At 71.2% G+C, this 22,766-nt stretch carries 25 protein-coding genes; 20 read left to right on the top strand and 5 right to left on the bottom strand.

The window, feature by feature from the left end; all coding sequences use genetic code 11:
- Positions 1-31: 31 nt before the first annotated feature.
- Positions 32-1,123 (top strand): peptide chain release factor 1, encoded by a 1,092-nt coding sequence (gene prfA, locus ACIBQZ_RS31525; RefSeq protein ID WP_396092460.1) that lies wholly within the window; start codon positions 32-34, stop codon positions 1,121-1,123.
- Here the strand turns inward: prfA and ACIBQZ_RS31520 are convergent.
- Both ACIBQZ_RS31520 and ACIBQZ_RS31515 read right to left on the bottom strand, forming a co-directional pair.
- Positions 1,107-1,775 carry a hypothetical protein gene (locus tag ACIBQZ_RS31520; protein WP_396092459.1) on the bottom strand — a complete coding sequence of 223 codons (669 nt, stop codon included), beginning with the start codon at positions 1,773-1,775 and terminating at the stop codon, positions 1,107-1,109. The genes prfA and ACIBQZ_RS31520 overlap by 17 nt on opposite strands.
- Before the next feature lie 84 nt (positions 1,776-1,859).
- The gene (locus tag ACIBQZ_RS31515) at positions 1,860-3,365 is read right to left on the bottom strand and encodes a diguanylate cyclase domain-containing protein (RefSeq protein WP_396092458.1); all 1,506 of its coding nucleotides are present in this window, start codon (positions 3,363-3,365) and stop codon (positions 1,860-1,862) included.
- A 98-nt stretch (positions 3,366-3,463) separates the two neighbouring features.
- On the opposite strand from ACIBQZ_RS31515, the gene prmC reads away from it, so the two are divergent.
- From prmC to ACIBQZ_RS31495, 4 genes are read left to right on the top strand one after another with little or no spacing between them, the layout of a single operon-like run.
- Positions 3,464-4,339, top strand: coding sequence for a peptide chain release factor N(5)-glutamine methyltransferase (gene prmC, locus ACIBQZ_RS31510; protein WP_396092457.1), 876 nt, complete (start codon positions 3,464-3,466; stop codon positions 4,337-4,339).
- Positions 4,340-4,376: 37 nt separating this feature from the next.
- On the top strand, positions 4,377-5,021 hold the full coding sequence (locus ACIBQZ_RS31505) for an L-threonylcarbamoyladenylate synthase (RefSeq protein ID WP_396092573.1): 645 nt from the start codon (positions 4,377-4,379) through the stop codon (positions 5,019-5,021).
- Positions 5,018-5,644, top strand: a complete 627-nt coding sequence (locus tag ACIBQZ_RS31500; protein WP_396092572.1) for a phosphotyrosine protein phosphatase — start codon at positions 5,018-5,020, stop codon at positions 5,642-5,644. Before ACIBQZ_RS31505 ends, ACIBQZ_RS31500 begins: the two co-directional genes overlap by 4 nt.
- Entirely contained in the window at positions 5,641-6,591 is a 951-nt protein-coding gene (locus ACIBQZ_RS31495) for an L-threonylcarbamoyladenylate synthase (RefSeq protein WP_396092456.1), read from the top strand. The genes ACIBQZ_RS31500 and ACIBQZ_RS31495 overlap by 4 nt, the downstream gene beginning before the upstream one ends.
- Here the strand turns inward: ACIBQZ_RS31495 and ACIBQZ_RS31490 are convergent.
- Positions 6,588-8,036 (bottom strand): SDR family oxidoreductase, encoded by a 1,449-nt coding sequence (locus tag ACIBQZ_RS31490; RefSeq protein WP_396092455.1) that lies wholly within the window; start codon positions 8,034-8,036, stop codon positions 6,588-6,590. The two genes, ACIBQZ_RS31495 and ACIBQZ_RS31490, sit on opposite strands and share 4 nt — an antisense overlap.
- Before the next feature lie 80 nt (positions 8,037-8,116).
- Between ACIBQZ_RS31490 and glyA the strand changes: the two genes are divergently transcribed.
- From glyA to ACIBQZ_RS31420, 14 genes are all read left to right on the top strand, one after another.
- Positions 8,117-9,406 (top strand): serine hydroxymethyltransferase, encoded by a 1,290-nt coding sequence (glyA, locus tag ACIBQZ_RS31485; RefSeq protein ID WP_396092454.1) that lies wholly within the window; start codon positions 8,117-8,119, stop codon positions 9,404-9,406.
- Positions 9,403-9,888 (top strand): hypothetical protein, encoded by a 486-nt coding sequence (locus ACIBQZ_RS31480; RefSeq protein ID WP_396092453.1) that lies wholly within the window; start codon positions 9,403-9,405, stop codon positions 9,886-9,888. Before glyA ends, ACIBQZ_RS31480 begins: the two co-directional genes overlap by 4 nt.
- Positions 9,889-10,097: 209 nt before the next feature.
- Positions 10,098-10,331, top strand: a complete 234-nt coding sequence (locus tag ACIBQZ_RS31475) for a hypothetical protein (RefSeq protein ID WP_396092452.1) — start codon at positions 10,098-10,100, stop codon at positions 10,329-10,331.
- A gap of 15 nt (positions 10,332-10,346) precedes the next feature.
- Entirely contained in the window at positions 10,347-11,138 is a 792-nt protein-coding gene (gene atpB, locus ACIBQZ_RS31470; protein ID WP_396092451.1) for a F0F1 ATP synthase subunit A, read from the top strand.
- Between the two features lie 111 nt (positions 11,139-11,249).
- Positions 11,250-11,480, top strand: a complete 231-nt coding sequence (locus ACIBQZ_RS31465; protein ID WP_396092450.1) for a F0F1 ATP synthase subunit C — start codon at positions 11,250-11,252, stop codon at positions 11,478-11,480.
- Positions 11,481-11,505: 25 nt separating this feature from the next.
- On the top strand, positions 11,506-12,066 hold the full coding sequence (locus ACIBQZ_RS31460) for a F0F1 ATP synthase subunit B (RefSeq protein ID WP_396092449.1): 561 nt from the start codon (positions 11,506-11,508) through the stop codon (positions 12,064-12,066).
- The gene (locus ACIBQZ_RS31455; RefSeq protein ID WP_396092571.1) at positions 12,063-12,884 is read left to right on the top strand and encodes a F0F1 ATP synthase subunit delta; all 822 of its coding nucleotides are present in this window, start codon (positions 12,063-12,065) and stop codon (positions 12,882-12,884) included. The genes ACIBQZ_RS31460 and ACIBQZ_RS31455 overlap by 4 nt, the downstream gene beginning before the upstream one ends.
- Positions 12,885-12,964: 80 nt before the next feature.
- The gene (atpA, locus tag ACIBQZ_RS31450; protein WP_396092448.1) at positions 12,965-14,620 is read left to right on the top strand and encodes a F0F1 ATP synthase subunit alpha; all 1,656 of its coding nucleotides are present in this window, start codon (positions 12,965-12,967) and stop codon (positions 14,618-14,620) included.
- Between the two features lie 8 nt (positions 14,621-14,628).
- Entirely contained in the window at positions 14,629-15,558 is a 930-nt protein-coding gene (locus ACIBQZ_RS31445; RefSeq protein WP_396092447.1) for a F0F1 ATP synthase subunit gamma, read from the top strand.
- Positions 15,555-17,000 carry a F0F1 ATP synthase subunit beta gene (gene atpD, locus ACIBQZ_RS31440; protein WP_396092446.1) on the top strand — a complete coding sequence of 482 codons (1,446 nt, stop codon included), beginning with the start codon at positions 15,555-15,557 and terminating at the stop codon, positions 16,998-17,000. Before ACIBQZ_RS31445 ends, atpD begins: the two co-directional genes overlap by 4 nt.
- A gap of 185 nt (positions 17,001-17,185) precedes the next feature.
- Positions 17,186-18,346 (top strand): LCP family protein, encoded by a 1,161-nt coding sequence (locus ACIBQZ_RS31435; protein ID WP_396092445.1) that lies wholly within the window; start codon positions 17,186-17,188, stop codon positions 18,344-18,346.
- Positions 18,347-18,440: 94 nt separating this feature from the next.
- The gene (locus tag ACIBQZ_RS31430) at positions 18,441-18,722 is read left to right on the top strand and encodes a F0F1 ATP synthase subunit epsilon (RefSeq protein ID WP_396092444.1); all 282 of its coding nucleotides are present in this window, start codon (positions 18,441-18,443) and stop codon (positions 18,720-18,722) included.
- An 8-nt stretch (positions 18,723-18,730) separates the two neighbouring features.
- Positions 18,731-19,198, top strand: coding sequence for a DUF2550 domain-containing protein (locus ACIBQZ_RS31425; protein WP_396092443.1), 468 nt, complete (start codon positions 18,731-18,733; stop codon positions 19,196-19,198).
- A gap of 14 nt (positions 19,199-19,212) precedes the next feature.
- Positions 19,213-20,007 (top strand): hypothetical protein, encoded by a 795-nt coding sequence (locus ACIBQZ_RS31420; protein WP_396092442.1) that lies wholly within the window; start codon positions 19,213-19,215, stop codon positions 20,005-20,007.
- On the opposite strand, the gene ACIBQZ_RS31415 is transcribed toward ACIBQZ_RS31420, so the two are convergent.
- Both ACIBQZ_RS31415 and ACIBQZ_RS31410 read right to left on the bottom strand, forming a co-directional pair.
- Positions 19,974-20,384: a VOC family protein gene (locus ACIBQZ_RS31415; RefSeq protein WP_396092441.1), complete on the bottom strand. Its 411-nt coding sequence runs from the start codon at positions 20,382-20,384 to the stop codon at positions 19,974-19,976. The two genes, ACIBQZ_RS31420 and ACIBQZ_RS31415, sit on opposite strands and share 34 nt — an antisense overlap.
- Positions 20,360-20,932, bottom strand: a complete 573-nt coding sequence (locus ACIBQZ_RS31410) for a cob(I)yrinic acid a,c-diamide adenosyltransferase (RefSeq protein WP_396092440.1) — start codon at positions 20,930-20,932, stop codon at positions 20,360-20,362. The genes ACIBQZ_RS31415 and ACIBQZ_RS31410 overlap by 25 nt, the downstream gene beginning before the upstream one ends.
- A 40-nt stretch (positions 20,933-20,972) precedes the next feature.
- Here ACIBQZ_RS31410 and murA point away from each other — a divergent pair, with 40 nt between their 5' ends.
- Positions 20,973-22,259, top strand: a complete 1,287-nt coding sequence (murA, locus tag ACIBQZ_RS31405) for a UDP-N-acetylglucosamine 1-carboxyvinyltransferase (RefSeq protein ID WP_396092570.1) — start codon at positions 20,973-20,975, stop codon at positions 22,257-22,259.
- The last annotated feature ends 507 nt before the right edge of the window (positions 22,260-22,766 follow it).

Here is a 22,766-nt window from a genome sequence, read left to right as displayed (position 1 = left end):
TCGGCGAAAATCGACCCTGAAGGCGGCACCTATGAGCACCGACCGGCTGACCACGTTGCTCGCGGAGTATGCGGACCTGGAGCGGCAGATGGAGGATCCCGCCATCCACTCCGACCAGGCCCTGGTGCGCCGGGTCGGGCGCCGGTTCGCCGAACTCGCGCCGCTGCACACCGCCCACGTCGAGCTGGAGGCGGCCCGCGCCGACCTGGCCGCCGCCCGGGAGCTGGCCGCCGAGGACTCCTCGTTCGCCAGCGAGGTCGAGGCGGTCGCCGCCGTGGTCGCGCCGCTGGAGGAGAAGCTCGGCGAGATGCTCATCCCGCGTGATCCGCACGACGCCAAGGACGTGATCGTCGAGATCAAGGCCGGTGAGGGCGGCCAGGAGTCGGCGCTGTTCGCCGGCGATCTGCTGCGGATGTACACCCGGTACGCGGAGAAGCACGGCTGGGTCGTCGAGGTCATCGACGCGCAGGACTCGGACCTGGGCGGGGTCAAGGACGTGTCGGTCGCGGTCAAGACCAAGGGTGTGCCCGAGGGCGGCCACGGCGTCTGGTCCCGGCTCAAGTGGGAGGGTGGCGTGCACCGGGTGCAGCGGGTGCCGGTCACCGAGTCGCAGGGCCGCATCCACACCAGCGCCGCCGGTGTGCTCGTGCTGCCCGAGGCCGAGGACGTCGACGTGCACATCGAGCCCGGTGACATCCGGGTCGACGTGTTCCGGTCCTCCGGTCCGGGCGGGCAGTCGGTCAACACCACCGACTCGGCCGTGCGGATCACCCACCTGCCCACCGGCACCGTGGTGAGCTGCCAGAACGAGAAGAGCCAGCTGCAGAACCGGGAGTCGGCGATGCGCATCCTGCGGTCCCGGCTGCTCGCCATGGCCCAGGAGCAGGCCGACGCGGCCGCCTCGGACGCCCGCAAGCTCCAGGTGCGCACGGTGGACCGCTCGGAGCGGATCCGCACGTACAACTACCCGCAGAACCGGATCAGCGACCACCGGATCGGCTACACCGCGTACAACCTGGATCTGGTGATGGGCGGCGAGCTGGACGCGGTGCTCGACGCGCTGGCGGAGGCCGACCGGGCCGCCCGGCTGGCCGGCGGGACGGAGATCAGCCGACGTCCGTGACGACCAGCCGGTCGTCCGGGGTCACGCACGCCAGCAGGCGGTCCTGCTGCTGGCAGCCGTAGTCGAGGACCGGCACGATCGTGCCGCGCAGCAGCACCTCGCCGGCCGCCGGATCAAAACTGCTGACCGAGGTCCGGCCGGGCGGCTCGACCGTGCGGGCGACCAGGTACGGCGTTCCGCGCCCCTGCGCGTCCCACACCGGCGTGGCGGTGCCCAGGTCGGCGAGCAGCCGCCCGGTCGTCCCGTCGACCAGGCTGGTCCACAGGTCCAGCTCACCACGCGCGCGGGACCAGTCCGTACCCCCGTCGCTCAGCCGGACCATCCGCAGGCGCCGGGCCCGGTCGCCGGTCGCGTTCCACTCCGCCAGCAGCACCCGGTCGCCGCGGGCGGCCGTGACCTCGCCGGTCCGGCGCCAGAGCTGCCGGCCGGTGGCCGTGTCGACCGCCAGCGTGTCCCGGTTGAACTCCCGGGTCGACTCGGTGCCGTCCGGCTCCTGCCGGGCGACCGTGACGGCGCCGGTCGGCATGAGCAGCACGCCGGCCTCGACGACGCTCAGCCAGGTCGTCTCCCGCACGGCGGTGGACGACCAGCGCAAGGTGCCGGTCCGGGCGTCGTGCGCGGTGAGCCGCAGCCCGCCGCCGTGGCTCAGCACGTAGACGCTGTGGCGCGTCGGCGTCGGGGTTGACGAGCCCGAGCTCGATGACGGCCATGCGGCTGAGCGTAGGACCCGGGCGCGTTATGCGGGGGTGCGGTGCGATGCCGCCGCGGCCAGCGCGGCGCTGAGCGTACGGCCGTTCGTGCCCACCTCGGACCAGCCCGCCGCCAGCCCGATCGGGGTGCCCGGGACCAGCACCTGCCAGTTCTCCGCGGCCGCCGCCGCGCTGATCCGCCGGGACACCTCCGCCGCCTGGGTCGGCCCGGCGCCGGGCAGCACCACGACGAACTCGTCGCCGGCGAACCGGGCCACGAAGTCGCCGCGCCGCATGACCCGGTTGAGCACCCCGGCGATGCGCTGCAGGACCAGGTCGCCGCAGTGCCGGCCGTGCCGGGCGTTCACCGCGGTGAAGCCGATCAGGTCGCAGACCCCGATCGCCGCGCGCTCGCCGCGGGCCAGCATCGCCCCCACGTAGCGTTCCAGCTGGCGGCGGTTGGGCAGGCCGGTGAGCGGGTCGGTGAGCGTCTCGTCGCCGTACCGGCCGACGTCGCGGTGGGTCTCCTGGGCGTCCAGGCGGGCGGCGACCCCGTCCAGGTAGCCGTCGCGGAGCCGGTCGATGCGCTGGGCGGCGAGGCGGAATGCGTACCGGTCGGCGGCGTGCGCGGCCTCGTGGTCGCCGGCCGAGCTGTGGCAGATGCTGCGCAACCGGGCCGGCTCGGCCGGGCCGAGGATCTCCTGCGAGACCGGCACGGCGTCGAGCTTGCGCAGCGCCTCGCCCGCCTTGTCGGCCGCGATGTCCAGGCACACCGTGCCCAGGTGGCGCAGGTCGCGGGAGCGCACGCTGTCACCGCCGCCGGTCAGCAGGGCGGCCACGTCGGTCTCGGTGGACTCGCCCAGCGCCGCCCGCCGGGCCAGCGCGTAGCCGTAGACCGGCCGGCTGCTGGGCCGCAGCCGCACGTCGGCGCCGGTGGCCACGTACCGGGTCAGCTCCGCGTCGATGTCGCGCAGCACCCGCAGGCAGCCGTCGGTGTCGCCCTGGTGGTCCAGCGAGACCGCGTTGCGCAGCCGGATGCCCGGGGCGGCGAAGACCTCGCTGGCCATGCCGGCCGCGGCGCCGACCTGCCGGGCCTGCTCGATGGCGGTCAGCGCCTGGCCGTGGAAACCGAGATAGCTGTACGCCATGGCCAGGTCGTGCCAGCCCCACGCGGTCTCGCTGTCGCCGACCGGCACCGCTGCCAGCGCCCGGGACGCCTGCACGAGGTGGGTCACGCCGCGGTCCAGGGCGCTCTGCAGATGGGCGCCGAGGGCCGCGAACGCGTGCATCTGGCCGCGCAGATAGGGGTCGGAGGTCTCCCGGACGGCGTTGGCGGCCAGCGTCATCGCGGTGGCGAACTCGGCCGCCCGGCCCAGGTTGATCAGCGCGCCGAACCGCTGGACGAGCGCGTACGCCCGGGTCAGCGGGTCGGCCGAGGAGGCCAGCACCTTGTCGAGGATCGCGAGCGCCTCCGCGGACTTGCCCACCTGCTGGAGCCTGCCGGCGCTGCGCAGGTCGTCGACGGATTCCGGTAGCTGGTCCAACCACGTCATGGTGCCGCCACGGCCATCCAGGCCCCTCCTGCCGACGCCGTTCATCGACGAGTGACCCGGCCGGTCACCGTCGAGAGACGACGTTCCATGATTATGCCGTGACGCCGACGCACGAACACCCCTCGGAGGGGACGGACCGGACGCGCTTGGCACCCGCGCTGGCGACAGCCACCGCGCGACTGGCCGCGGCGGGGGTCGCATCGCCCCGGGTCGATGCGGAATTGCTCGCCGCGCACGCCCTCGGGGTGGGCCGCGGCCGGCTGCTGCTGATCGACACGGTGCGCGGCGCCGAGCTGGGCCGGTTCACCGCGCTGGTCGAGCAGCGGGCCCGGCGGATCCCGCTGCAGCACCTGCTCGGCACCGCCGCCTTCCGGCACCTGGAGCTGGCCGTCGGTGCCGGGGTCTTCGTGCCGCGGCCAGAGACCGAGCTGCTGGCCGGCTGGGGCATCGAGCACACGGCGCCGGGTGCCACGGTGGTCGACCTGTGCAGCGGTACGGGTGCGATCGCCCTCTCCGTGGCCGACGAGGCGGCACCGGGCCGGGTGCTCGCGGTGGAGCGGTCACCGGCGGCGCTGGCCTACCTGCGGCGCAACGCGGAGCCGTTCCCGGTGGTGCGCGTGGTCGAGGGGGACGTCACCGATCCGCGGCTGCTGGCGGAGTGCCGGGGCATGGTCGACGTGCTGCTGTGCAACCCGCCGTACGTGCCGGACGGCACCGCCGTACCGCCGGAGGTCGCCGACCACGACCCGGCGGAGGCGGTCTTCGGCGGCGCGGACGGCCTGGTCGTGATCCGGCCGGTGATCGGGCTGGCCGCCGCGCTGCTGCGGCCCGGCGGCGTGGTCGGCATCGAGCACGACGACGTGCACGCCGCGGCCGTGCCGGAGCTGCTGCGGGCCGACGGGCGCTTCACCGCGGTCGTCGCGCACGACGACCTCACCGGGCGCCCACGATTCGCGACGGCCCGCCGCGTGTGAGCCAGTTCGCGCGCACCATGGCACACTGCATCTTGTGATGCTCTACGACTGCCGGGCCGTGGCCGAGCGCGATCGCGGCATCGCCGCGGCCGTCGAGGCGGTCAAGAGCGGTGAACTCGTCGTGCTGCCCACCGACACCGTCTACGGCGTGGGCGCGGACGCTTTCACCGCGCACGCCGTCAACGCCCTGCAGAACGCGCGCGGCGCGGACCGCCGGGTGCCGCCGCCGGTGCTGGTCGGCTCCCGGCACACCCTGGACGGCCTGGTCTACTCGCTGCCCAAGGCGGCCCGCGAGCTGGCCGACGCTTTCTGGCCGGGCGCGCTGACCATCATGGTCGAGCACTCGCCCAGCCTGCAGTGGGACCTGGGCGAGACCGGCGGGGTGGTGGCGGTCCGGATGCCGCTGCACCCGGTGGCGCTGGAGGTGCTGCGCGAGATGGGCCCGATGGCGGTCACCACGGCCAACAAGATCGGTCAGCCCGCGCCGGCCACCGCGGAGGAGGCCCGCGACCAGCTGGAGTACGCGGTCCGGATCTACCTCGAGGCGGGCGCGGCCCTGGATCCGGCGCCCAGCACGATCGTCGACGTGACCGGTGACGTGCCGCGGGTGCTGCGCAACGGCGCGGTGCCGTACGAGAAACTCCGCGACGTCGTGCCGGACATCCTGGCCGTGGAGGCCTGATGCCGTTCACTGTGCTGCACGTGTGCATGGGCAACATCTGCCGGTCGCCGATGGCCGAGCGGCTGCTCGTGCTGGCCGCGGCGCAGCGGCTCGGCAAGCTCGATCCCGACGTGGAGCTCGCCGGCCTGCTGCGCAGTGTCAGCGCGGGCACCGGCGGCTGGCACGAGGGCGAGGAGATGAACCCGCCCGCGGCCCGGCAGATCACCCTGCGCGGCGGCAGCGCCGACGGTTTCGCCGCCCGCAAGCTGACCAGCGCCCAGCTCGACGGGGCCGACCTGATCCTGACCGCGACCGCCGACCAGAGCGACTACGTGCACGCCCTGGTGCCCGGCGCGGCGTCCCGCACGTTTGTCCTCGGCCACCTGGGCCGGCTGCTGCGCGAGGTGGAGGTCAAGTCGCTGCCGCCGGCCGGCACCGAGGAGGAGACGTTCCGCACCCGGGCCGTCGCGCTCGTGGCGGCGGCCGACCGGCTGCGCGGCGAGACCGAGCCGCTGCCCGGCGACGACCTCGACGACCCGTGGGGCCGCGGCGACCAGACCTTCCAGCGCATCGCCGACGACATCGACGAGACGCTGTTCATGCTGGTCGAGGCCCTGCTGCCGGGAGCGCCGAGGCCCGCGTGACGATCGTCGAACCGGACGCCGACGGGCTGCGCCGGGCGGTACGGCTGCTGCGCGCCGAATCCGTGGTCGCGTTCCCCACCGAGACCGTGTACGGCCTCGGCGCGCACGCCTTCTCGGCGCGGGCGATCGCGGAGGTCTACCGGCTGAAGAACCGCCCGTCCTGGAACCCGCTGATCGTGCACGTGGCGGACGTGGCGGCGGCCCGGGCGCTGGCGCACGAGTGGCCGGACGCCGCGAACGAGCTGGCCGCGCAGTTCTGGCCCGGCCCGCTGACCCTGGTGGTCGAGCGGGCCCGGCACCTGCCGCAGATCGGCGCGCCGACCCCCACGATCGCCATCCGGGTGCCCGCCCACGAGGTCGCGCTGCGCCTGCTGGCGGCCGCCGGGCTGCCGCTGGCCGCGCCGAGCGCGAACCGCTCGGAGGGCATCTCGCCGACCACCGCCGAGCACGTGCTGCGCAGCCTGCCGGACGTGCCGCTGGTGCTGGACGGCGGACCGGCCTCCTGGGGCATCGAGTCGACGGTGCTGGACCTGACCACGCCGACCCCTACGCTGCTGCGCCCGGGTGCGCTGGCGTTACGCCCGTTGCGTGAGGTGACCGGCGCGATCGCGCTGCCCGGCGCGGTCGCCGACGGCACGGCCCGGTCCTCACCGGGCATGGGCCGGCGCCACTACGCGCCCAAGGCGACGGTTCTGCTCGTCGACGACGTGACATCCGTGGACCGGTCCGGCCTGGCCGCGCCGGTCGCGGTGCTGAGCTACGAGACGGCCGGCGACTACGACGCCGCCGAGGTGCTCAGCGCCGACCCGCGCGAGTACGCGGCCGACCTGTACGCCGCCCTGCACCGCCTGGACGACGCCGGGGTCGGCACGATCATCGTCCAGGCGCCCCCGGACACCGAGGACTGGCTGGCCGTCCGGGACCGGCTGGCCCGCGCCGCCCGCTAACGGGTGGCCTGGTTGGCGATGTTGCGGGCCATGCCGCTGAAGATCACCCCGTGGAACGGCAGCACGCTCGCCCAGTACGCGTGCCCGGCCAGCCCGCGCGGCACGAAGATGGCCCGCTGCCGGTAGATGCTGGTCCCGTCCGGCCCCGGCTCGGCCGACATCTCCAGCCACGCCCGCCCCGGCACCCGCATCTCGGCGCGCAGCCGCAGCAGCTCGCCCGGCTTGATCTCCTCCACCCGCCACCAGTCCAGCGCCTCGCCGACCAGCAGGTGGTCGCGGTCGCGCCGGCCGCGGCGCAGCCCGACCCCGCCGACCAGCCGGTCCAGCCAGCCGCGCACCGACCAGGCGAGCGGGAACGAGTACCAGCCGTGGTCGCCGCCGACGCCCTCGATCACCCGCCACAGCGCCCGGGGCGGCGCGGCCACCGCGCGGGTCCGCTCGTCGATGTAGATGTTGCCGCCGGACCAGTCCGGGTCGCTGGGCAGCGGCTCGGCGGCCGCGTCCCGGCCCACCGCGTTGGACCAGCGGGTCTCCACGTTCGCGTCGCGGACCTTGCCGAGCGCCAGCCCGACCGCCTCGTCGAAGCCCAGCAGGCCGTCGTCGGGGACGTATCGCGCGATGTCGTGCTCGTGCGCGAAGGCCTCGTGGATCAGGCTGCCGACCAGGGGCCGGGCGATCGCATTCGGTACGGGCGTGACCGCGCCGACCCAGTGCGCCGACAGCCAGGGGCTCAGCGGGCGCAGCGGCATGATGATCCGCCGGCGCAGGCCGGCGACCCGGGCGTACCGGCGCATCATCTCCAGATACGTCAGGACGTCCGGGCCGCCGATGTCAAAACCGCGGTTGACCTCGGCCGGCAGCGTCGCGACGCCGATCAGGTAGCGCAGCACGTCGCGGACCGCGATCGGCTGGATCCGGTTCCGCACCCAGCGCGGGGTGATCATGATCGGCAGCCGCTCGGTGAGGTACCGCAGCATCTCGAACGACGCCGAGCCGGATCCGATGATCACCGGGGCCCGCAGCACCACCGTGGGCACCTCGCTGTCCAGCAGGATCCGCGCCACCTCCGCCCGGGAGCGCAGGTGGGCCGAGGGGTGCTCGTCGGCGGGCGGCTCGGGGCCGCCGAGGTAGACGATCCGGCTGACCCCGGCGGCCTTGGCCGCGGTGGCGAAGTTGTGCGCCGCCTCGCGGTCGATCCGTTCGAAGTCGCGTTGCCCGAGCGAGTGCACCAGGAAGTAGGCGACGTCCACGTCCTCGAACGCGGCCGGCAGCGTCGCCGGGTCGGACAGGTCGCCCTCCACCACCTCTACCCGGCCGGCCCAGGGCACGTCCCGGAGCCGGGCGGCACTGCGCGACAGGCAGCGCACGGAGTGGCCGGCTTCGAGCAGACGGGGTGCCAGGCGGCCGCCGATGTACCCGGTGGCGCCCGTGACTAGACAACGCATACCACCACTGTGCCCGCAGGCAGAGCCCGATAAGCCATATGCTCGATTCCGGCAGCGTCGCCGAGGTGAGGGAGAGCGCCATGGACACTTTCTGGGGTCCCGACTTCGCCGCGCTCGAACTCGAGGACCCGGAGATCGCCGAGGTGATCGTCGGCGAGCTGGCCCGTCAGCGCGGCGGGCTCCAGCTCATCGCGAGCGAGAACTTCACCTCGCCGGCCGTGCTGGCGGCGAGCGGCTCGACGCTGACCAACAAGTACGCCGAGGGCTATCCGGGGCGGCGCTACTACGGCGGCTGCGCCGAGGTGGACCGCGCCGAGGAACTGGCGATCGACCGGGCGAAGGAGCTGTTCGGCGCCGAGCACGCCAACGTCCAGCCGCATTCCGGCTCGTCGGCGAACATGGCGGCGTACGCGGCGCTGATCCAGCCGGGCGACACCGTGCTGGCGATGGGCCTGCCGCACGGCGGCCACCTGACCCACGGCAGCAAGGTCAACTTCTCCGGCAAGTGGTTCCACCCGATCGGCTACACCGTGCGCCGGGACACCGAGCTGATCGACTACGACGAGGTCCGTGACCTGGCCCAGGCGCACCGGCCCAAGCTGATCGTGTGCGGCGCGACCGCGTACCCGCGGCTGATCGACTTCAAGGCGTTCCGCGACATCGCGGACGAGGTCGGCGCCTATCTGATGGTCGACGCCGCGCACTTCATCGGGCTGGTGGCCGGGCGGGCGGTGCCGTCGCCCGTACCGTATGCCGATGTGGTCACCTGCACCACCCACAAGGTGCTGCGCGGGCCGCGAGGGGGCATGATCCTGTGCCGTGAGGAACTCGCCGCGCGCATCGACAAGGCCGTCTTCCCGTTCACCCAGGGCGGCCCGCTGATGCACGTCATCGCCGCGAAGGCCGTCGCCCTGCGGGAGGCGTCACTGGCCGGCTTCCAGTCGTACGCGAGCCAGGTGGTCCGCAACAGCCAGGCGCTGGCCGCCGGGCTGGCCGCCGAGGGGATGCGCCCGGTCTCCGGCGGCACCGACACCCACCTGGCCCTGGTCGACCTGCGCGACGCCGGGGTCAGCGGCCGGGACGCCGAGGCGCGCTGTGACCGGGCCCGGATCACCCTGAACAAGAACGCCATCCCGTACGACCCGGAGAAGCCGATGACCGCGTCGGGCATCCGGGTCGGCACCCCGAGCGTGACCACCCAGGGGATGCGCGAGGGCGAGATGCGGCAGATCGCCGGCCTGATCGCCGCGGCCGTCCGCGCGGACCCGAACTCGGTCGCCGGCGCCGCCGAGTTGCGCGCGACCGCCGACGAGGTGGCCGAGCTGGTCCGGCATTTCCCCGCGTACGCGCAGACCGGGGTGCCGGCGTGAAGGATGCTGCCGACTGGGTGGTGCCGTACCAGCCCGGGCCCGCGGACCTCGACGATGACGACAACCGCCCGCTGCCCGATCTGCCGCCGCTGCCGGCCGATCCGCGCTGGCGGGTCGAGCACCTGCCGTTCCTGACCGCGTTCTCGATGGGGTTGCTGATCTGCGCCGCCTCGGTGGGCTTCTTCGCCGGCGGCGGCCCGGCCGCGGTGGGTGCGGCGGCCGGAGTGGGGATCGTGACGGTCAGCTTCACCATGTCGACCCTCGTGTTCGCCTGGGCCGACACCGTGCGCCCGGCGCTGCTGATGCCGCTGGGGATGCTGACCTACGTCGTGAAGTACACGCTGCTCGGCGTGATCCTCGCGTTCGTGGTCTCCTCGGACTGGCCGGGACGGACCGCGCTGGGCTGGGGGATCGTCGCCGGGGTGCTGGGCTGGACCGCCGTGCAGATCTGGTGGGTGGCCCGGACCAGCCTGTCGAAGTGATCTTCGGCACGGACGTTTCGACTGGTCAATGCCGGTTTCGGGGGGCTCTGTCCACGATCCGGTGACGGCTGGTCGACAAAGGTGTCCGGTTCTGGCGGAGGGGGAGTACCGTGTTGCCGAGCAACGAGACCCCTGACGCCTGGACAACTGCGGTTGTGCGGGGGGTCCCGCTTAGCTTCGTGTTACCTGCTGATATCGTTCGGGCCGTCATGACCGGTCAAGAACCTCCCCGCAGACCCCAGGACGACGACGGTCAAAACCCGCCCGATACGGGCATGGGGATGACGGCGGTCAGCTATCTCCTCGGGGGCATGTTGGTCTGGGGCGGAATCGGCTGGTTGGTCGACCACTACGTCGGCACCAAGGGCATCTTCGCCGGGATCGGCGCGGTCGTTGGTATCGCCGGCGGTGTCTACCTCATCGTGCGCCGTCTCGGCGCCTGACAGGAAAGGGCTACGGTGATCGGTCAGTCGACGGTCCTCGCAGCGGAGTTCCCGCCCAGCGTCGAGGACTTCTACCTGCCCAGCATCCTGCCGTGGGGCGCTCACGACACGTACTGGTTCACCAAGATCACTCTGCTGGTCTGGGTGGCCGTCGCGGTCATCATCGTCTTCTTCCTGGTGTCCAACCGGAAGCCGCAGCTGGTGCCCACGAAGAAGCAGTGGATGGCCGAGAGCCTCTACGGATTCGTGCGCAACAACATCGCCGTCGAGATGATCGGGCCGCGCGGCGTCGCGTTCGCGCCGTACCTCACGACGCTGTTCTGCTTCATTCTCTTGAACAACCTCTTCGGCATCGTGCCGCTGGTCCAGATCTCGCCGAACTCGCACATCGCGTTCCCGGCGCTGCTCGCGGTGATCAGCTACGTGATGTTCATCTACGTCGGCATCCGGCACCACGGCGGCTTCTTCAAGTACATGAAGGCGGCGCTGATTCCGCCGGCGCCGTGGTTCATCCTGCCGCTGCTGATCCCGATCGAGTTCTTCTCGAACTTCATGGTCCGCCCGTTCTCGCTGGCGGTCCGGCTCTTCGCCAACATGTTCGCCGGCCACATGCTGCTGCTGGTGTTCACGCTCGGCGGCTTCGCAATGATCAGCGCGAACGCCTGGCTGGCTCCGGTCGCCGTCGTTTCGTGGATCATGACGATGGCGCTGACGTTCCTGGAGTTCCTGGTCATCTGCCTCCAGGCCTACGTCTTCACGGTGCTGACCGCGAGCTACGTCCAGGGCGCGCTCGCCGACGAGCACTGAGCTACCTCGTAACAACGGCAACACCTGAAGAGCATTTAGTCAGCTGTTCCAAGCAAGACCCCGTTGTCGTCCCGCGTGACAGCCACGCGAGATACCAGGAGGAACTGAGCAATGATTCTCGCCGAAGTTGTTGGTAGCACCGCCGCCATCGGGTACGGCCTCGCGGCAATCGGCCCCGGCATCGGTGTAGGCCTCGTGTTCTCGGCTTACATCCAGTCGACGGCCCGTCAGCCGGAGTCGTCGCGCCTGACCCTGCCGTACGTCTGGATCGGCTTCGCCGTCATCGAGGCGCTCGCGCTGCTGGGCATCGCCTTCGGCTTCATCTGGCAGGGACAGCTCTAAGCCTTCCCCTCGCTAGGAGGTCGTCATGCTTTCTCTTACCTATCTGGCCGCCGAGGCCGGTGAAGAGTCCGTGCACAACCCGATCATCCCGATCTGGGAAGAGATCGTGGTCGGCACCGTGGCCTTCGCGGTGCTCTGCTTCGTGCTGATGAAGTTCGTCTTCCCCGTGATGGAGAAGACGTTCGCGGCGCGGGTCGACGCGATCGAGGGCGGCATCAAGCGCGCCGAGGCCGCCCAGGCCGAGGCGAACGAGCTGCTCGAGCAGTACCGCGCGCAGCTGTCGGAGGCCCGCACCGAGGCCGCCCGCATCCGCGACGAGGCCCGTGCCGACGCCGAGGGCATCCGTCAGGACGTTCTCGCCAAGGCCCGGGAGGAGTCCGACCGCATCATCGCGGCCGGGCGCGACCAGCTCGCCGCGCAGCGCGAGAGCATCGTGCGTGAGCTGCGCGCCGAGGTGGGCACGCTCGCGGTGGACCTGGCCAGCAAGATCGTCGGCGAGTCCCTCGCGGACGAGGCGCGCAGCCGGGGCACGGTGGACCGGTTCATCTCCGACCTGGGCGCCGGCACCGGCACCGGGCGGCGCTGATGGCGACCGTCAACCGGGAGTCGTACGCCGCCGCCGCGGAGAAGCTGACCGCGGCCACGCAGACGGCGACCGCCGCGCAGCTCGCCACGACCGCCGACGAGATCCTGTCGGTGGCGCGGCTGCTGCGCGGCCAGCCGCGGCTGCGCCGCGCGCTGACCGATCCGTCGCGCAGCGGCGACGACCGGGCGGAGCTGCTCCGCTCGCTGGTCGCCGGCAAGCTCGGCACGGCCGCCGTGGAAGCGGTGGCGACCCTGGTGAGCGGCCGGTTCAGCCGGCCCGCCGAGCTGCTCGACGCGGCGGAGCGCCTCGGCGTCGACACCGTGCTGGCGGCCACCGACAAGGCGGGCGAGCTGGCCGAGGTCGAGGACGAGCTGTTCCGCTTCGGGCAGGTCGTGGCGGGCGACGCCGAGCTGGCGGTCACGCTCAGTGACCCCGGTGCATCGATCGACCGTCGGGTTAAACTCGTCCGAGACCTGCTGAAAGGCAAGGTCCGGGCGGGCACGGGGCGGCTCATCGAGGTCGCGCTCGAGGGTTTCGGGGGGCGCAGCTTCGAGGCCTCGCTGAGCCGGCTGGTCGAGCTGACCGCCGCGAAGCGCGACCGTGAGGTCGCCTACGTGACGGTCGCCAAGCTGCTCGGCGACGACGAGGAGCAGCGGCTCGCCGCGAAGTTGTCCGACATCTACGGTCGGCAGGTCTCGCTGAAGGTCGATGTGGATCCTGCCATCATCGGCGGCGTCAGCGTCCGGGTCGGCTCCGATCTCTACGACGGCACGACCCTGCGGCGACTCAACGAAGCCCGGCAGGCGTTCGCTAAATAGTTTTTCCCCTCGGTGGCGGCGACGTCCCGAGCACGCCCTCGGCGGCGGCGACGCCCCGAGCCGACTAGAGAAGGCAGAGGATGGCCGAGCTGACCATCTCCTCGGACGAGATCCGGGGGGCGCTAGAGCGCTACGTCTCGTCCTATTCGCCCGAGGTCTCCCGCGAGGAGGTCGGCATCGTCTCCGATGCGGGCGACGGTATCGCGCACGTCGAGGGCCTGCCCTCGACGATGGCGAACGAACTGCTGGAATTCGCCGACGGCACGCTGGGTGTCGCCCTGAACCTCGACGTCCGCGAGATCGGCGCCGTGGTGCTGGGTGACTACACCCACATCGAGGAGGGGCAGCAGGTCAAGCGGACCGGCCGCGTCCTCTCGGTCCCGGTGGGCGACGCCTACCTGGGCCGCGTCGTGAACGCGCTGGGCGAGCCCATCGACGACCGGGGCCCGATCGAGAGCGAGGGCTTCCGCGAGCTCGAGCTCCAGGCCCCGAACGTCATGTCCCGGCAGCCGGTGAAGCAGCCGCTGCAGACCGGCATCAAGGCGATCGACGCCATGACGCCGATCGGCCGGGGCCAGCGCCAGCTGATCATCGGCGACCGCAAGACCGGCAAGACCACGGTCGCGCTCGACACGATCATCAACCAGCGCGCCAACTGGGAGTCCGGCGACCCGGAGAAGCAGGTTCGCTGCATCTACGTCGCCATCGGCCAGAAGGCCACCACGATCGCCAGCATCCGGGGCACGCTCGAGGCCCAGGGCGCACTGCAGTACACGACGATCGTCGCGTCGCCGGCGTCCGACCCGGCCGGCTTCAAGTACATCGCCCCGTACACCGGCTCGTCCATCGGGCAGCACTGGATGTACAACGGCAAGCACGTCCTGATCGTCTTCGATGACCTGACCAAGCAGGCCGAGGCGTACCGGGCCGTGTCGCTGCTGCTGCGCCGCCCGCCGGGCCGCGAGGCGTACCCGGGTGACGTCTTCTACCTGCACTCCCGCCTGCTGGAGCGCTGCGCGAAGCTCTCCGACGACCTGGGCGCGGGCTCGATGACCGGGCTGCCGATCATCGAGACGAAGGCCAACGACATCTCGGCCTACATCCCGACGAACGTCATCTCGATCACCGACGGCCAGATCTTCCTCGAGGCCGACCTGTTCGCCTCGGGTGTGCGCCCGGCCATCAACGTCGGCACCTCGGTGTCGCGGGTCGGCGGCTCGGCGCAGGTCAAGGCCATGCGGCGGGTCTCCGGCCGGCTCCGGCTCGACCTGGCCCAGTTCCGCGAGCTGGAGGCCTTCTCGGCCTTCGCCTCCGACCTGGACAAGGCGTCGCGGGCCCAGCTGGAGAAGGGCGTCCGCCTGGTCGAGCTGCTCAAGCAGCCGCAGTACTCGCCTTACTCGGTGGCCGAGCAGACCATCATCATCTGGGCCGGCACCACCGGCCAGCTCGACGACATCCCGGTCGGCGACGTCCGCCGCTTCGAGGGCGAGCTGCTCGACTGGGTCAAGCGCAACCGCGGCGACGTCTTCACGGCGATCGAGTCGACGGGGCAGCTGTCCGACGAGCAGGTCGAGACCCTGCAGAGCGGCGTCAACGAGTTCAAGCCGCTGTTCAAGCAGGGCGAGACCGGCAGCCCGGTTGGCAACGAGGCGCAGGCCGAGCCCCTGGCGGACGGCAGCGAAAGCCGGGAGACGGTGACCCGCGAGGTCCGTTCGTCCTCCACGGACGAGAGCTGAGCTGAGCTATGGCCGGTCAGGTACAGGCACTTCGGCGGCGCATCCGCACCGTCAAGTCCACCAAGAAGATCGCCAAGGCGCAGGAACTGGTCGCGACCAGCCGGATCGCCAAGGCGCAGGAGAGGGTGAACGCCTCCAAGCCGTACGCGGAGGCGATCACCCAGGTGCTCACGGCGCTGGCGTCCAACGCGTCGGTCGACAACCCGCTGCTGCAGTCGCGTGAGCGGGTGCGGCGCGCGGGCGTCCTGCTGGTCACCAGCGACCGGGGCCTGGCCGGCGCCTACAACGCCAACGCGATCCGCACCGCGGAGCAGCTGATGGCCCGCCTCCGGGCGGACGGCAAGGAAGTGGCGCTGTACATCGTCGGCCGCAAGGGCGTCGGGTACTACCGCTTCCGGAACCGTCCGATCGAGACGAGCTGGACCGGCTTCTCCGAGCGGCCGTCGTTCGCCGACGCCCGCACCATCGGCGACGCGCTGCTCGAGGCGTTCGTCGCGGGCACGGACGACGCGGACGGCCACTACGGTCCGGACGGCATCCAGGGCGTCGACGAGCTGCACATCGTGAGCACGCAGTTCAAGTCGCTCATGACCCAGACCGCGGAGGCGCGCTTCCTGGCGCCGATGCAGGTCGAGGAGCGCGAACGGGAGCCCGGGCTGCGGCCGGCCTACGAGTTCGAGCCCGAGGCCGAGGAGTTGCTGAACGCGCTGCTGCCGAAGTATCTCAACACGCGGATCTACGCGGCGTTGCTGAGCTCGGCGGCCAGCGAGTCGGCGTCCCGGCGGCGGGCGATGAAGAGCGCGTCGGACAACGCGGACGACCTGCTCAAGCGGTACACGCGCGAGATGAACTCCGCGCGGCAGGCTGCGATCACCCAGGAAATCAGTGAGATCGTCGGCGGCGCCAACGCGCTGGCCGCGGCGGGAAGTGATGGATGATGACTGTTACTGCTGAGCCCACCAAGACGCAGGCCGGTGTCGGCCGCGTAGTCCGGGTCATCGGCCCGGTCGTCGACGCCGAGTTCCCCCGCGACGCGATGCCGAACATCTACAACGCGCTGCACGTCGACGTGACCCTCTCCGGGGGCACCAAGACGCTGACCCTCGAGGTCGCGCAGCACCTGGGCGACAACATCGTCCGCGCCATCTCGATGCAGCCGACCGATGGCCTGGTCCGCGGGGCCGAGGTCACCGACACCGGTGAGTCGATCACGGTGCCGGTCGGCGACGTGACCAAGGGCCACGTCTTCAACGCCCTCGGCGAGGTGCTCAACGTCGACCCGTCGACGCTGAACATCACCGAGCGCTGGGGCATCCACCGCAAGCCCCCGGCCTTCGCCGACCTCGAGCCGAAGACCGAGATGCTGGAGACCGGCATCAAGGTGCTCGACCTGCTGGCGCCGTACGTGCGCGGTGGCAAGATCGGCCTGTTCGGCGGCGCGGGCGTGGGCAAGACGGTGCTCATCCAGGAGATGATCATCCGGGTGGCCCGGAACTTCGGTGGCACCTCGGTGTTCGCCGGCGTGGGTGAGCGCACCCGCGAGGGCAACGACCTCATCCTGGAGATGGAAGAGGGTGGCGTGCTCGACAAGACCGCCCTCGTCTTCGGCCAGATGGACGAGCCGCCGGGCACCCGCCTGCGGGTCGCCCTGTCCGCGCTGACCATGGCGGAGTACTTCCGGGACGTCCAGAACCAGGAGGTGCTGCTCTTCATCGACAACATCTTCCGGTTCACCCAGGCCGGTTCCGAGGTCTCGACGCTGCTCGGCCGCATGCCGTCGGCCGTGGGTTACCAGCCCACGCTGGCCGACGAGATGGGCGAGCTGCAGGAGCGGATCACCTCGGTCCGGGGCAAGGCGATCACCTCGCTGCAGGCGATCTACGTGCCCGCCGACGACTACACCGACCCGGCGCCGGCGACCACCTTCGCCCACCTGGACGCGACCACCAACCTCGAGCGGTCGATCTCCGACAAGGGCATCTACCCCGCCGTGGACCCGCTGGCCTCCAGCTCGCGGATCCTGGCGCCCGAGTTCGTCGGTGCCGAGCACTACGCGGTCGCCCGCGAGGTGCAGCGGATCCTGCAGAAGTACAAGGACCTGCAGGACATCATCGCCATCCTCGGCATGGACGAGCTCTCCGAGGAGGACAAGGTCACGGTGCAGCGGGCCCGCCGCATCGAGCGCTTCCTGTCCCAGAACACGTACGCCGCCGAGCAGTTCACCGGCGTTCCCGGCTCGACGGTCCCGCTGAAGGAGACCATCGAGGCGTTCAAGAAGATCAGCGAGGGTGAGTACGACAACTACCCCGAGCAGGCCTTCTTCATGTGCGGTGGCCTCGAGGACCTCGAGAAGAACGCACACGAGCTGATGAAGGGCTGATCCTGCGGGATCTCCCGTGAGCCGCGCCGGCATCGCCGGCGCGGCTCATCCGTTTCCCAATGCCCGTTATGTCCGTTTGACCACGGACGGCGAGGGTATTCGGACGCGAATGTTTCTTTTGTTGTTCGGATACTCTTGGCACTGCTTGTGGCGCGGCCCTGCGATCATGCCCGTTGATCGCGAAGGTGACGACCGGCATGGTTGGGGATCGAGTGGCGAAGAGCAAGAGACCGAAGAGCGGCCCGCGCACGCCTCTGTGGGCGCGGCTCTGCGCGATCTTCGGATGTGTCCTGATGGTCCTCAGCGGCGGCGCGCTGGTCACCAGCCAGGTGTTGGTGTCGCGCTACGCGAACGCGGTGGAGACCAAGGACCTCTTCGGCAACGCCGCCAGCGGCGCGACCAAACAGGCCGTGAGCGACATCAAGGGCCCGCTGAACATCCTGCTGGTCGGCATCGACCCGCGGAACGACACCACGGCGCCGCTGTCCGACTCGATCATCGTGGTGCACATCCCCAAGGACATGAAGCGGGCATACCTCTACTCGATCCCGCGGGACCTGCGGGTGCAGATCCCGCCGTTCCCGAAGACCAACTTCCGCGGCGGCACGTCGAAGATCAACGCCGCGATGTCGTACGGCAGCTCGGTCGGCGGCGGCAAGCACGACGTGGCGCAGGGCTTCGACCTGCTCGCCAAGACGGTCGGCCAGCTGACCGGCATCAAGAAGTTCGACGCCGGCGCGATCATCAACTTCAACGGGTTCAAGGACATCGTCGACGCCATGGACGGCGTCACCATGACCGTCGACCAGAACGTGAAGTCGGAGCACCTGCAGCCGAACGGCAAGCCGCGGCCCCGCCGGCCGGAGTGCGCGAGCAACAACTGCGAGCACCCGTACGTCGGGCCGCAGAAGACGTACAAGAAGGGCACCTACCACCTGGAGGGCTGGGAGGCGCTGGACTACGTCCGGCAGCGGTACGGCCTGCCGCGCAGCGACTACGACCGCCAGCGGCACCAGCAGCAGTTCATCAAGGCGATGACCTCGCAGGCGCTGAGCAAGAACGTGGTGACCAACCCGGTCAAGCTCGACAAGGTCCTCAAGGCCGCCGGCGACGCGCTGATCTTCGACGGCAACGGCCACTCGGTGGTCGACTGGGGCCTGGCCCTCAAGAGCCTGCGCGCCGACGACATGACCCTGGTGAAGCTGCCCGGCCAGAGCATCATCACGAACGGCAAGTATCTCGGTGAGGGCCTCGAGCCGAGCGCCGACGACTTCTTCAAGTCCGTGCAGAACGACACGATCCCGTCGTTCCTGATCAATCACCCGGACTTCCTGCAGAAACTCTGAGGTGTCCCAGTGGTGGTCGCCACCCCCGGCACCGACGGGTCACCCAGCCGTTTAGACTTCAGCGGAATCGGTTCCGCAGGCTTTAGGAGACAGCGTGGCCAAGCAGCTGCAAGTCCAGGTCGTCGCCGTCGAGGAGAAGGTCTGGTCCGGCGAGGCCGAGATGGTCGTCGCCCGCACCACCGAGGGCGAGCTCGGCGTTCTGCCCGGCCACTCCCCGCTGCTCGGCCTGCTCAAGGAGCCCTCCCAGGTCCGGGTCAAGCTGGCCGGCGGTGAGCAGCTCACCTACGACGTAGCGGGCGGCTTCCTCTCCGTCGATGCCAACGGCGTGACCGTCCTCGCGGAGAGTGCCACCCCCGCCACCCCCGACGCGCACTGACGCCGACGATGCGGGTTCTGGAGATCATCGGAATCTGCGTCGTCGCGCTGCTCGCCGTGCTGGGCGCGGTTTTCATCCGCCGCCGGCTGCTGATGGCCGGCGGCGGCACCATCAAGCTCCAGGTCCGGGTCAGCACCATGGTGCCCGGCCGCGGCTGGTCCTCGGGGATCGGCCAGTTCGTCGGTGACGAGCTCCGCTTCCACCGCATGTTCAGCTTCGGGATCCGCCCGAAACGGGTGCTGAACCGCCGCACCCTGCTGGTCGGCCACCGCCGCCTGCCGGCCGGACCGGAACGCCTGACCATGCCCGGCCACTGGGTCATCCTGCTCTGCACGACGGGCAGTGCCCAGCTCGAGATCGCCATGGCCGAGTCCACGGTGACCGGCTTCCTCTCCTGGCTGGAGGCGGGCCCCCCGGGCCAACCGGGCTCCGTGGCCCCCCGCCCGAAGATCACCCCGCGCCCCGCCGAACGCTGATCTATGCTCCGGCGGTGTCCACCACCACCGCCCGGCTCGCCGCGCTGCCGTTCGCACTGCTGGCTCTGGGGCTGCGGGTGCTGGACACCTTCTGGATCACGCCGCTGACCTGGCGCATCGACGCCTGGCAGCCGGCCCTCGCGGCCTGGGTGGCCACCCTGATCGCTTCAGTGGGGCTGCCGCTGGCCGGCTATCTCCTGCTGACCCGGCGCGCGCGGCGACGCGCGGAGACCTGGCGGATCGAGACCGGCGGGCCGGCCCCGGCGCGCTTCCTGGCGTCGGCGGCGCCGCGCTGGACCGGCCCCTACGCGATCCTGCTGGGCTGGCTGGCCGGCTCCGGGCTGATCACCGAGCGGGTGCCCGGCGGTGACCGGATGCGGATGGCCACCTTCGGATACGTGTTCCCGGTCAGCATCCTGCTGGTGGGGATGACAGTGGCAGTGACCGTGGCATTGACGATCAGCGACCGGCCCCGGCTCACGATGGACCGGGACGCGGTGACCTTGTGGCACCACCTGGGCCGGCTGCGCCTCACCTGGGGCGAGCTGATCCCCGGCGGGCCGCCACCGCCGGCCAAGCGCAATCCGGACACCATCACGATCTACCGGATGCTCCACGGCGTGGCCACACCCGTACGGCTGCCGGCGGGACGGTTGCAGGTGGCCCCGGCGTTCGTCGCCCACACGCTGCGGCACTACACCGAGCACCCCGGGCAGCGCGGTGGCATCGGCACCGAGGCCGGGCTGACCGAGCTGCGGTCCACCTTCCGCGCCGATCAGGGCGGGCCGGCGCAGAGTTCTACCTCGTAGCCCCCGGCGTCCTCCAGGTAGGCCGCGTAGCTCTGCGGCCCGCCGGCGTGCGGATGCCGATCCGTGAACATCAGCGCCCAGCCGTGGCCGGGCGCCGCGGCGGCGAGCCGATCCACCTCCGCCTCACCGGCCACCGTGAATGCCAGATGGTTCAGGCCGGGCGCCAGCCGGTCGTGCGCCGTGCCGGACAGCGCCGGGGATTGCTCCAGCACCAGGTACGTAGCCCCGTGCCGCCAGGAGCGGCCCAACGGCCAGTCCTGGTACGGCTGCCAGCCCAGCTCGCCGAGCAGCCAGCCCCACGGGCCGCGGGCCGACGCCAGGTCGGGCACCCACAGCTCCACGTGGTGCAGGCTCAAGAAACCCCGCCCGGCACCCACTTCACGTCGCCGCCCGGGTTGGCCGTGCGGCCCAGGATGAACAGCAGGTCGGAGAGCCGGTTCAGGTACTTCGCCGGCAGCAGCGACGTCCGCTCCTGCTCCAGCTCGTACAGCGCCCACGCCGACCGTTCCGCGCGCCGCGCGACCGTGCGTGCCACGTGCAGCAGCGCCGCCCCCGGTGTTCCGCCCGGCAGCACGAAGGAGTCGAGCGCGGGCAGCTGGTCGTTGTACTCGTCGCACCAGCCCTCTAGCCGGGTCACGTATGCCTCGGTGATGCGCAGCGGCGGGTAGGGCGGGTCCTCGGCCAGCGGGTTGCACAGGTCGGCGCCCACATCGAACAGATCGTTCTGCACCGCGGTCAGCACGCTCTTCACGTCCGGGGCCAGCGACCCCAGCGCGAGCGCGACGCCGATCGCCGCGTTGCACTCGTCGGCGTCCGCGTACGCGACCACCCGGGGATCGGTCTTCGCGGCCACCTCGTTGTTGCCCAGTCGGGTCGAACCGGCGTCGCCGGTACGGGTGTAGATGCGGGTGAGATGCACGGCCATGCCCCCCACCCTACGGAGCCCGGTGAGCGCGACCCATACGATGGCTCGCGTGGATGTGATCAGAGTCAAGGGTGGCGCCCGCCTGTCCGGCGACGTCTCGGTCGGCGGTGCGAAGAACTCCGCGCTCAAGCTCATGGCCGTCGCGCTGCTCGCCGAGGGCCGCAGCGTGGTCGCCAACGTCCCCCGCATCACCGACGTGGCCATCATGGCCGAGGTGCTGCGCCGGCTGGGCTGCGAGGTGTCGCTGGCCGGCGGCGAGGCCACCATCGACGTGCCCGCCGAGCCGGGCAGCGAGACCGACTACGACCTGGTGCGCCGGCTGCGCGCGTCCATCTGCGTGCTGGGCCCGCTGCTGGCCCGCCGCGGTTACGTGCGGGTGGCCCACCCGGGCGGCGACGCGATCGGCTCGCGCGGGCTGGACATGCACGTCGCCGGCCTGGCCCGGATGGGTGCCGAGATCTCCGGCGAGCACGGCTTTGTCATCGCCTCGGCGCCGGGCGGCCTGCGCGGCGGCAAGATCTGGCTGGACTTCCCGAGCGTCGGCGCCACCGAGAACCTGCTGATGGCGGCGGTGCTGGCCAAGGGCGTCACCGAGATCGACAACGCGGCCCGGGAACCGGAGATCGTCGACATCTGCGACATGCTCACCGCGATGGGCGCGCAGATCACCGGCGCCGGCACCTCGACCCTGACGGTCGAGGGCGTGGAGGCGCTCAAGCCGGTGCGGCACACCACGGTCGGCGACCGGATCGTCGGCGGCACCTGGGCGTTCGGCGCCGCGATGACCCGTGGCGACGTCACCGTGCACGGGGTGCAGCCGGCCTATCTGGAGATCGCGCTGGACAAGCTGGTCTCGGCCGGCGCGGTGGTCGAGCCGGGTGACAACCAGTTCCGGGTGCGGATGGACGAGCGCCCCAAGGCCATCGACATCGTGACGCTGCCGTACCCGGGCTTCGCCACCGACCTGCTGCCGATGGCGATCGGGCTGGCCGCGGTCAGCGCGGGCTCGTCGCTGATCACGGAGAACATCTTCGACGGCCGGTTCATGTTCGTGAACGAGATGGTGCGCCTGGGCGCCGACATCCGCACCGACGGACACCACGCCGTGGTGAACGGCCGCGAGCGGCTGTCCGGGGCGCCGGTGCGGGCCACCGACATCCGCGCGGGCGCCGGGCTGGTCATCGCCGGGCTGTGCGCGGACGGCGTGACCGAGGTCGGCGAGGTGCACCACATCGACCGGGGCTACCCGGACTTCGTGGAGGACCTGGCCAACCTGGGCGTCGACGTCGAGCGCGCGGTGGTCGCCGAGCCGACGTTCGACTTCTAGCGCCGTTCTCGCCCGACCGCCGCGCTCTGGCGGAACGACAAGCCCGCGCGTCGGTCGTGTACTGCCCTCACCGAGTCCCGGGGGATTGACTGGTCGTGCCTCGGTCCGGGTGGGTTGTCCGGTGGCGTCCCGGTCGGGTTTCGCACGACAGGTGACCTCCCCCTCGGCTGACACCCGCAGCGCCCGCCGCGCCGGCGAAGGTGACCGTCCCGGCGAAGGTGAGCGCTGCCGATGGGTGTTCCCGGATTGCGGACGCCGCGCTCGTATCGTGGACGGCCGTCCCACCTCCCGGTTCGTTGTCTCAACACCTGGGCGGGCGTTCCACCATCCGGCCTCGCCGCGACGACAAAACACCACACTTCACCGATAACGAACCTCCGGTCAAGGCTCACGCACCGATCTTGTATCAGCATTTGTGCCCTGAACAGCGAAGGAGTTGTGTTTGTAGGCAGGCTCTGGAGTTGATGCTGTGCGAGAGATGAAGGTTTGGCCCTTCGGAGTCGCCCG

This window comes from Actinoplanes sp. NPDC049599 (genome assembly GCF_044465625.1).
Lineage (GTDB): Bacteria > Actinomycetota > Actinomycetes > Mycobacteriales > Micromonosporaceae > Actinoplanes.
Note: the sequence above shows the minus strand (reverse complement) of the source record. Positions and strands in the feature narration are given on the sequence as shown.

Coding starts and splice junctions, on each gene's coding strand:
- ACIBQZ_RS31505 (WP_396092573.1), top strand. CDS start 4,377: ATGCTCTACGACTGCCGGGCCGTGGCCGAGCGCGATCGCGGCATCGCC.
- glyA (WP_396092454.1), top strand. CDS start 8,117: ATGGACACTTTCTGGGGTCCCGACTTCGCCGCGCTCGAACTCGAGGAC.
- ACIBQZ_RS31490 (WP_396092455.1), bottom strand. CDS start 8,036: ATGCGTTGTCTAGTCACGGGCGCCACCGGGTACATCGGCGGCCGCCTG.
- ACIBQZ_RS31475 (WP_396092452.1), top strand. CDS start 10,098: ATGACCGGTCAAGAACCTCCCCGCAGACCCCAGGACGACGACGGTCAA.
- atpD (WP_396092446.1), top strand. CDS start 15,555: ATGATGACTGTTACTGCTGAGCCCACCAAGACGCAGGCCGGTGTCGGC.
- prfA (WP_396092460.1), top strand. CDS start 32: ATGAGCACCGACCGGCTGACCACGTTGCTCGCGGAGTATGCGGACCTG.
- ACIBQZ_RS31425 (WP_396092443.1), top strand. CDS start 18,731: ATGCGGGTTCTGGAGATCATCGGAATCTGCGTCGTCGCGCTGCTCGCC.
- ACIBQZ_RS31465 (WP_396092450.1), top strand. CDS start 11,250: ATGATTCTCGCCGAAGTTGTTGGTAGCACCGCCGCCATCGGGTACGGC.
- ACIBQZ_RS31445 (WP_396092447.1), top strand. CDS start 14,629: ATGGCCGGTCAGGTACAGGCACTTCGGCGGCGCATCCGCACCGTCAAG.
- ACIBQZ_RS31410 (WP_396092440.1), bottom strand. CDS start 20,932: ATGGCCGTGCATCTCACCCGCATCTACACCCGTACCGGCGACGCCGGT.
- murA (WP_396092570.1), top strand. CDS start 20,973: ATGGCTCGCGTGGATGTGATCAGAGTCAAGGGTGGCGCCCGCCTGTCC.
- ACIBQZ_RS31515 (WP_396092458.1), bottom strand. CDS start 3,365: ATGACGTGGTTGGACCAGCTACCGGAATCCGTCGACGACCTGCGCAGC.
- atpA (WP_396092448.1), top strand. CDS start 12,965: ATGGCCGAGCTGACCATCTCCTCGGACGAGATCCGGGGGGCGCTAGAG.
- ACIBQZ_RS31460 (WP_396092449.1), top strand. CDS start 11,506: ATGCTTTCTCTTACCTATCTGGCCGCCGAGGCCGGTGAAGAGTCCGTG.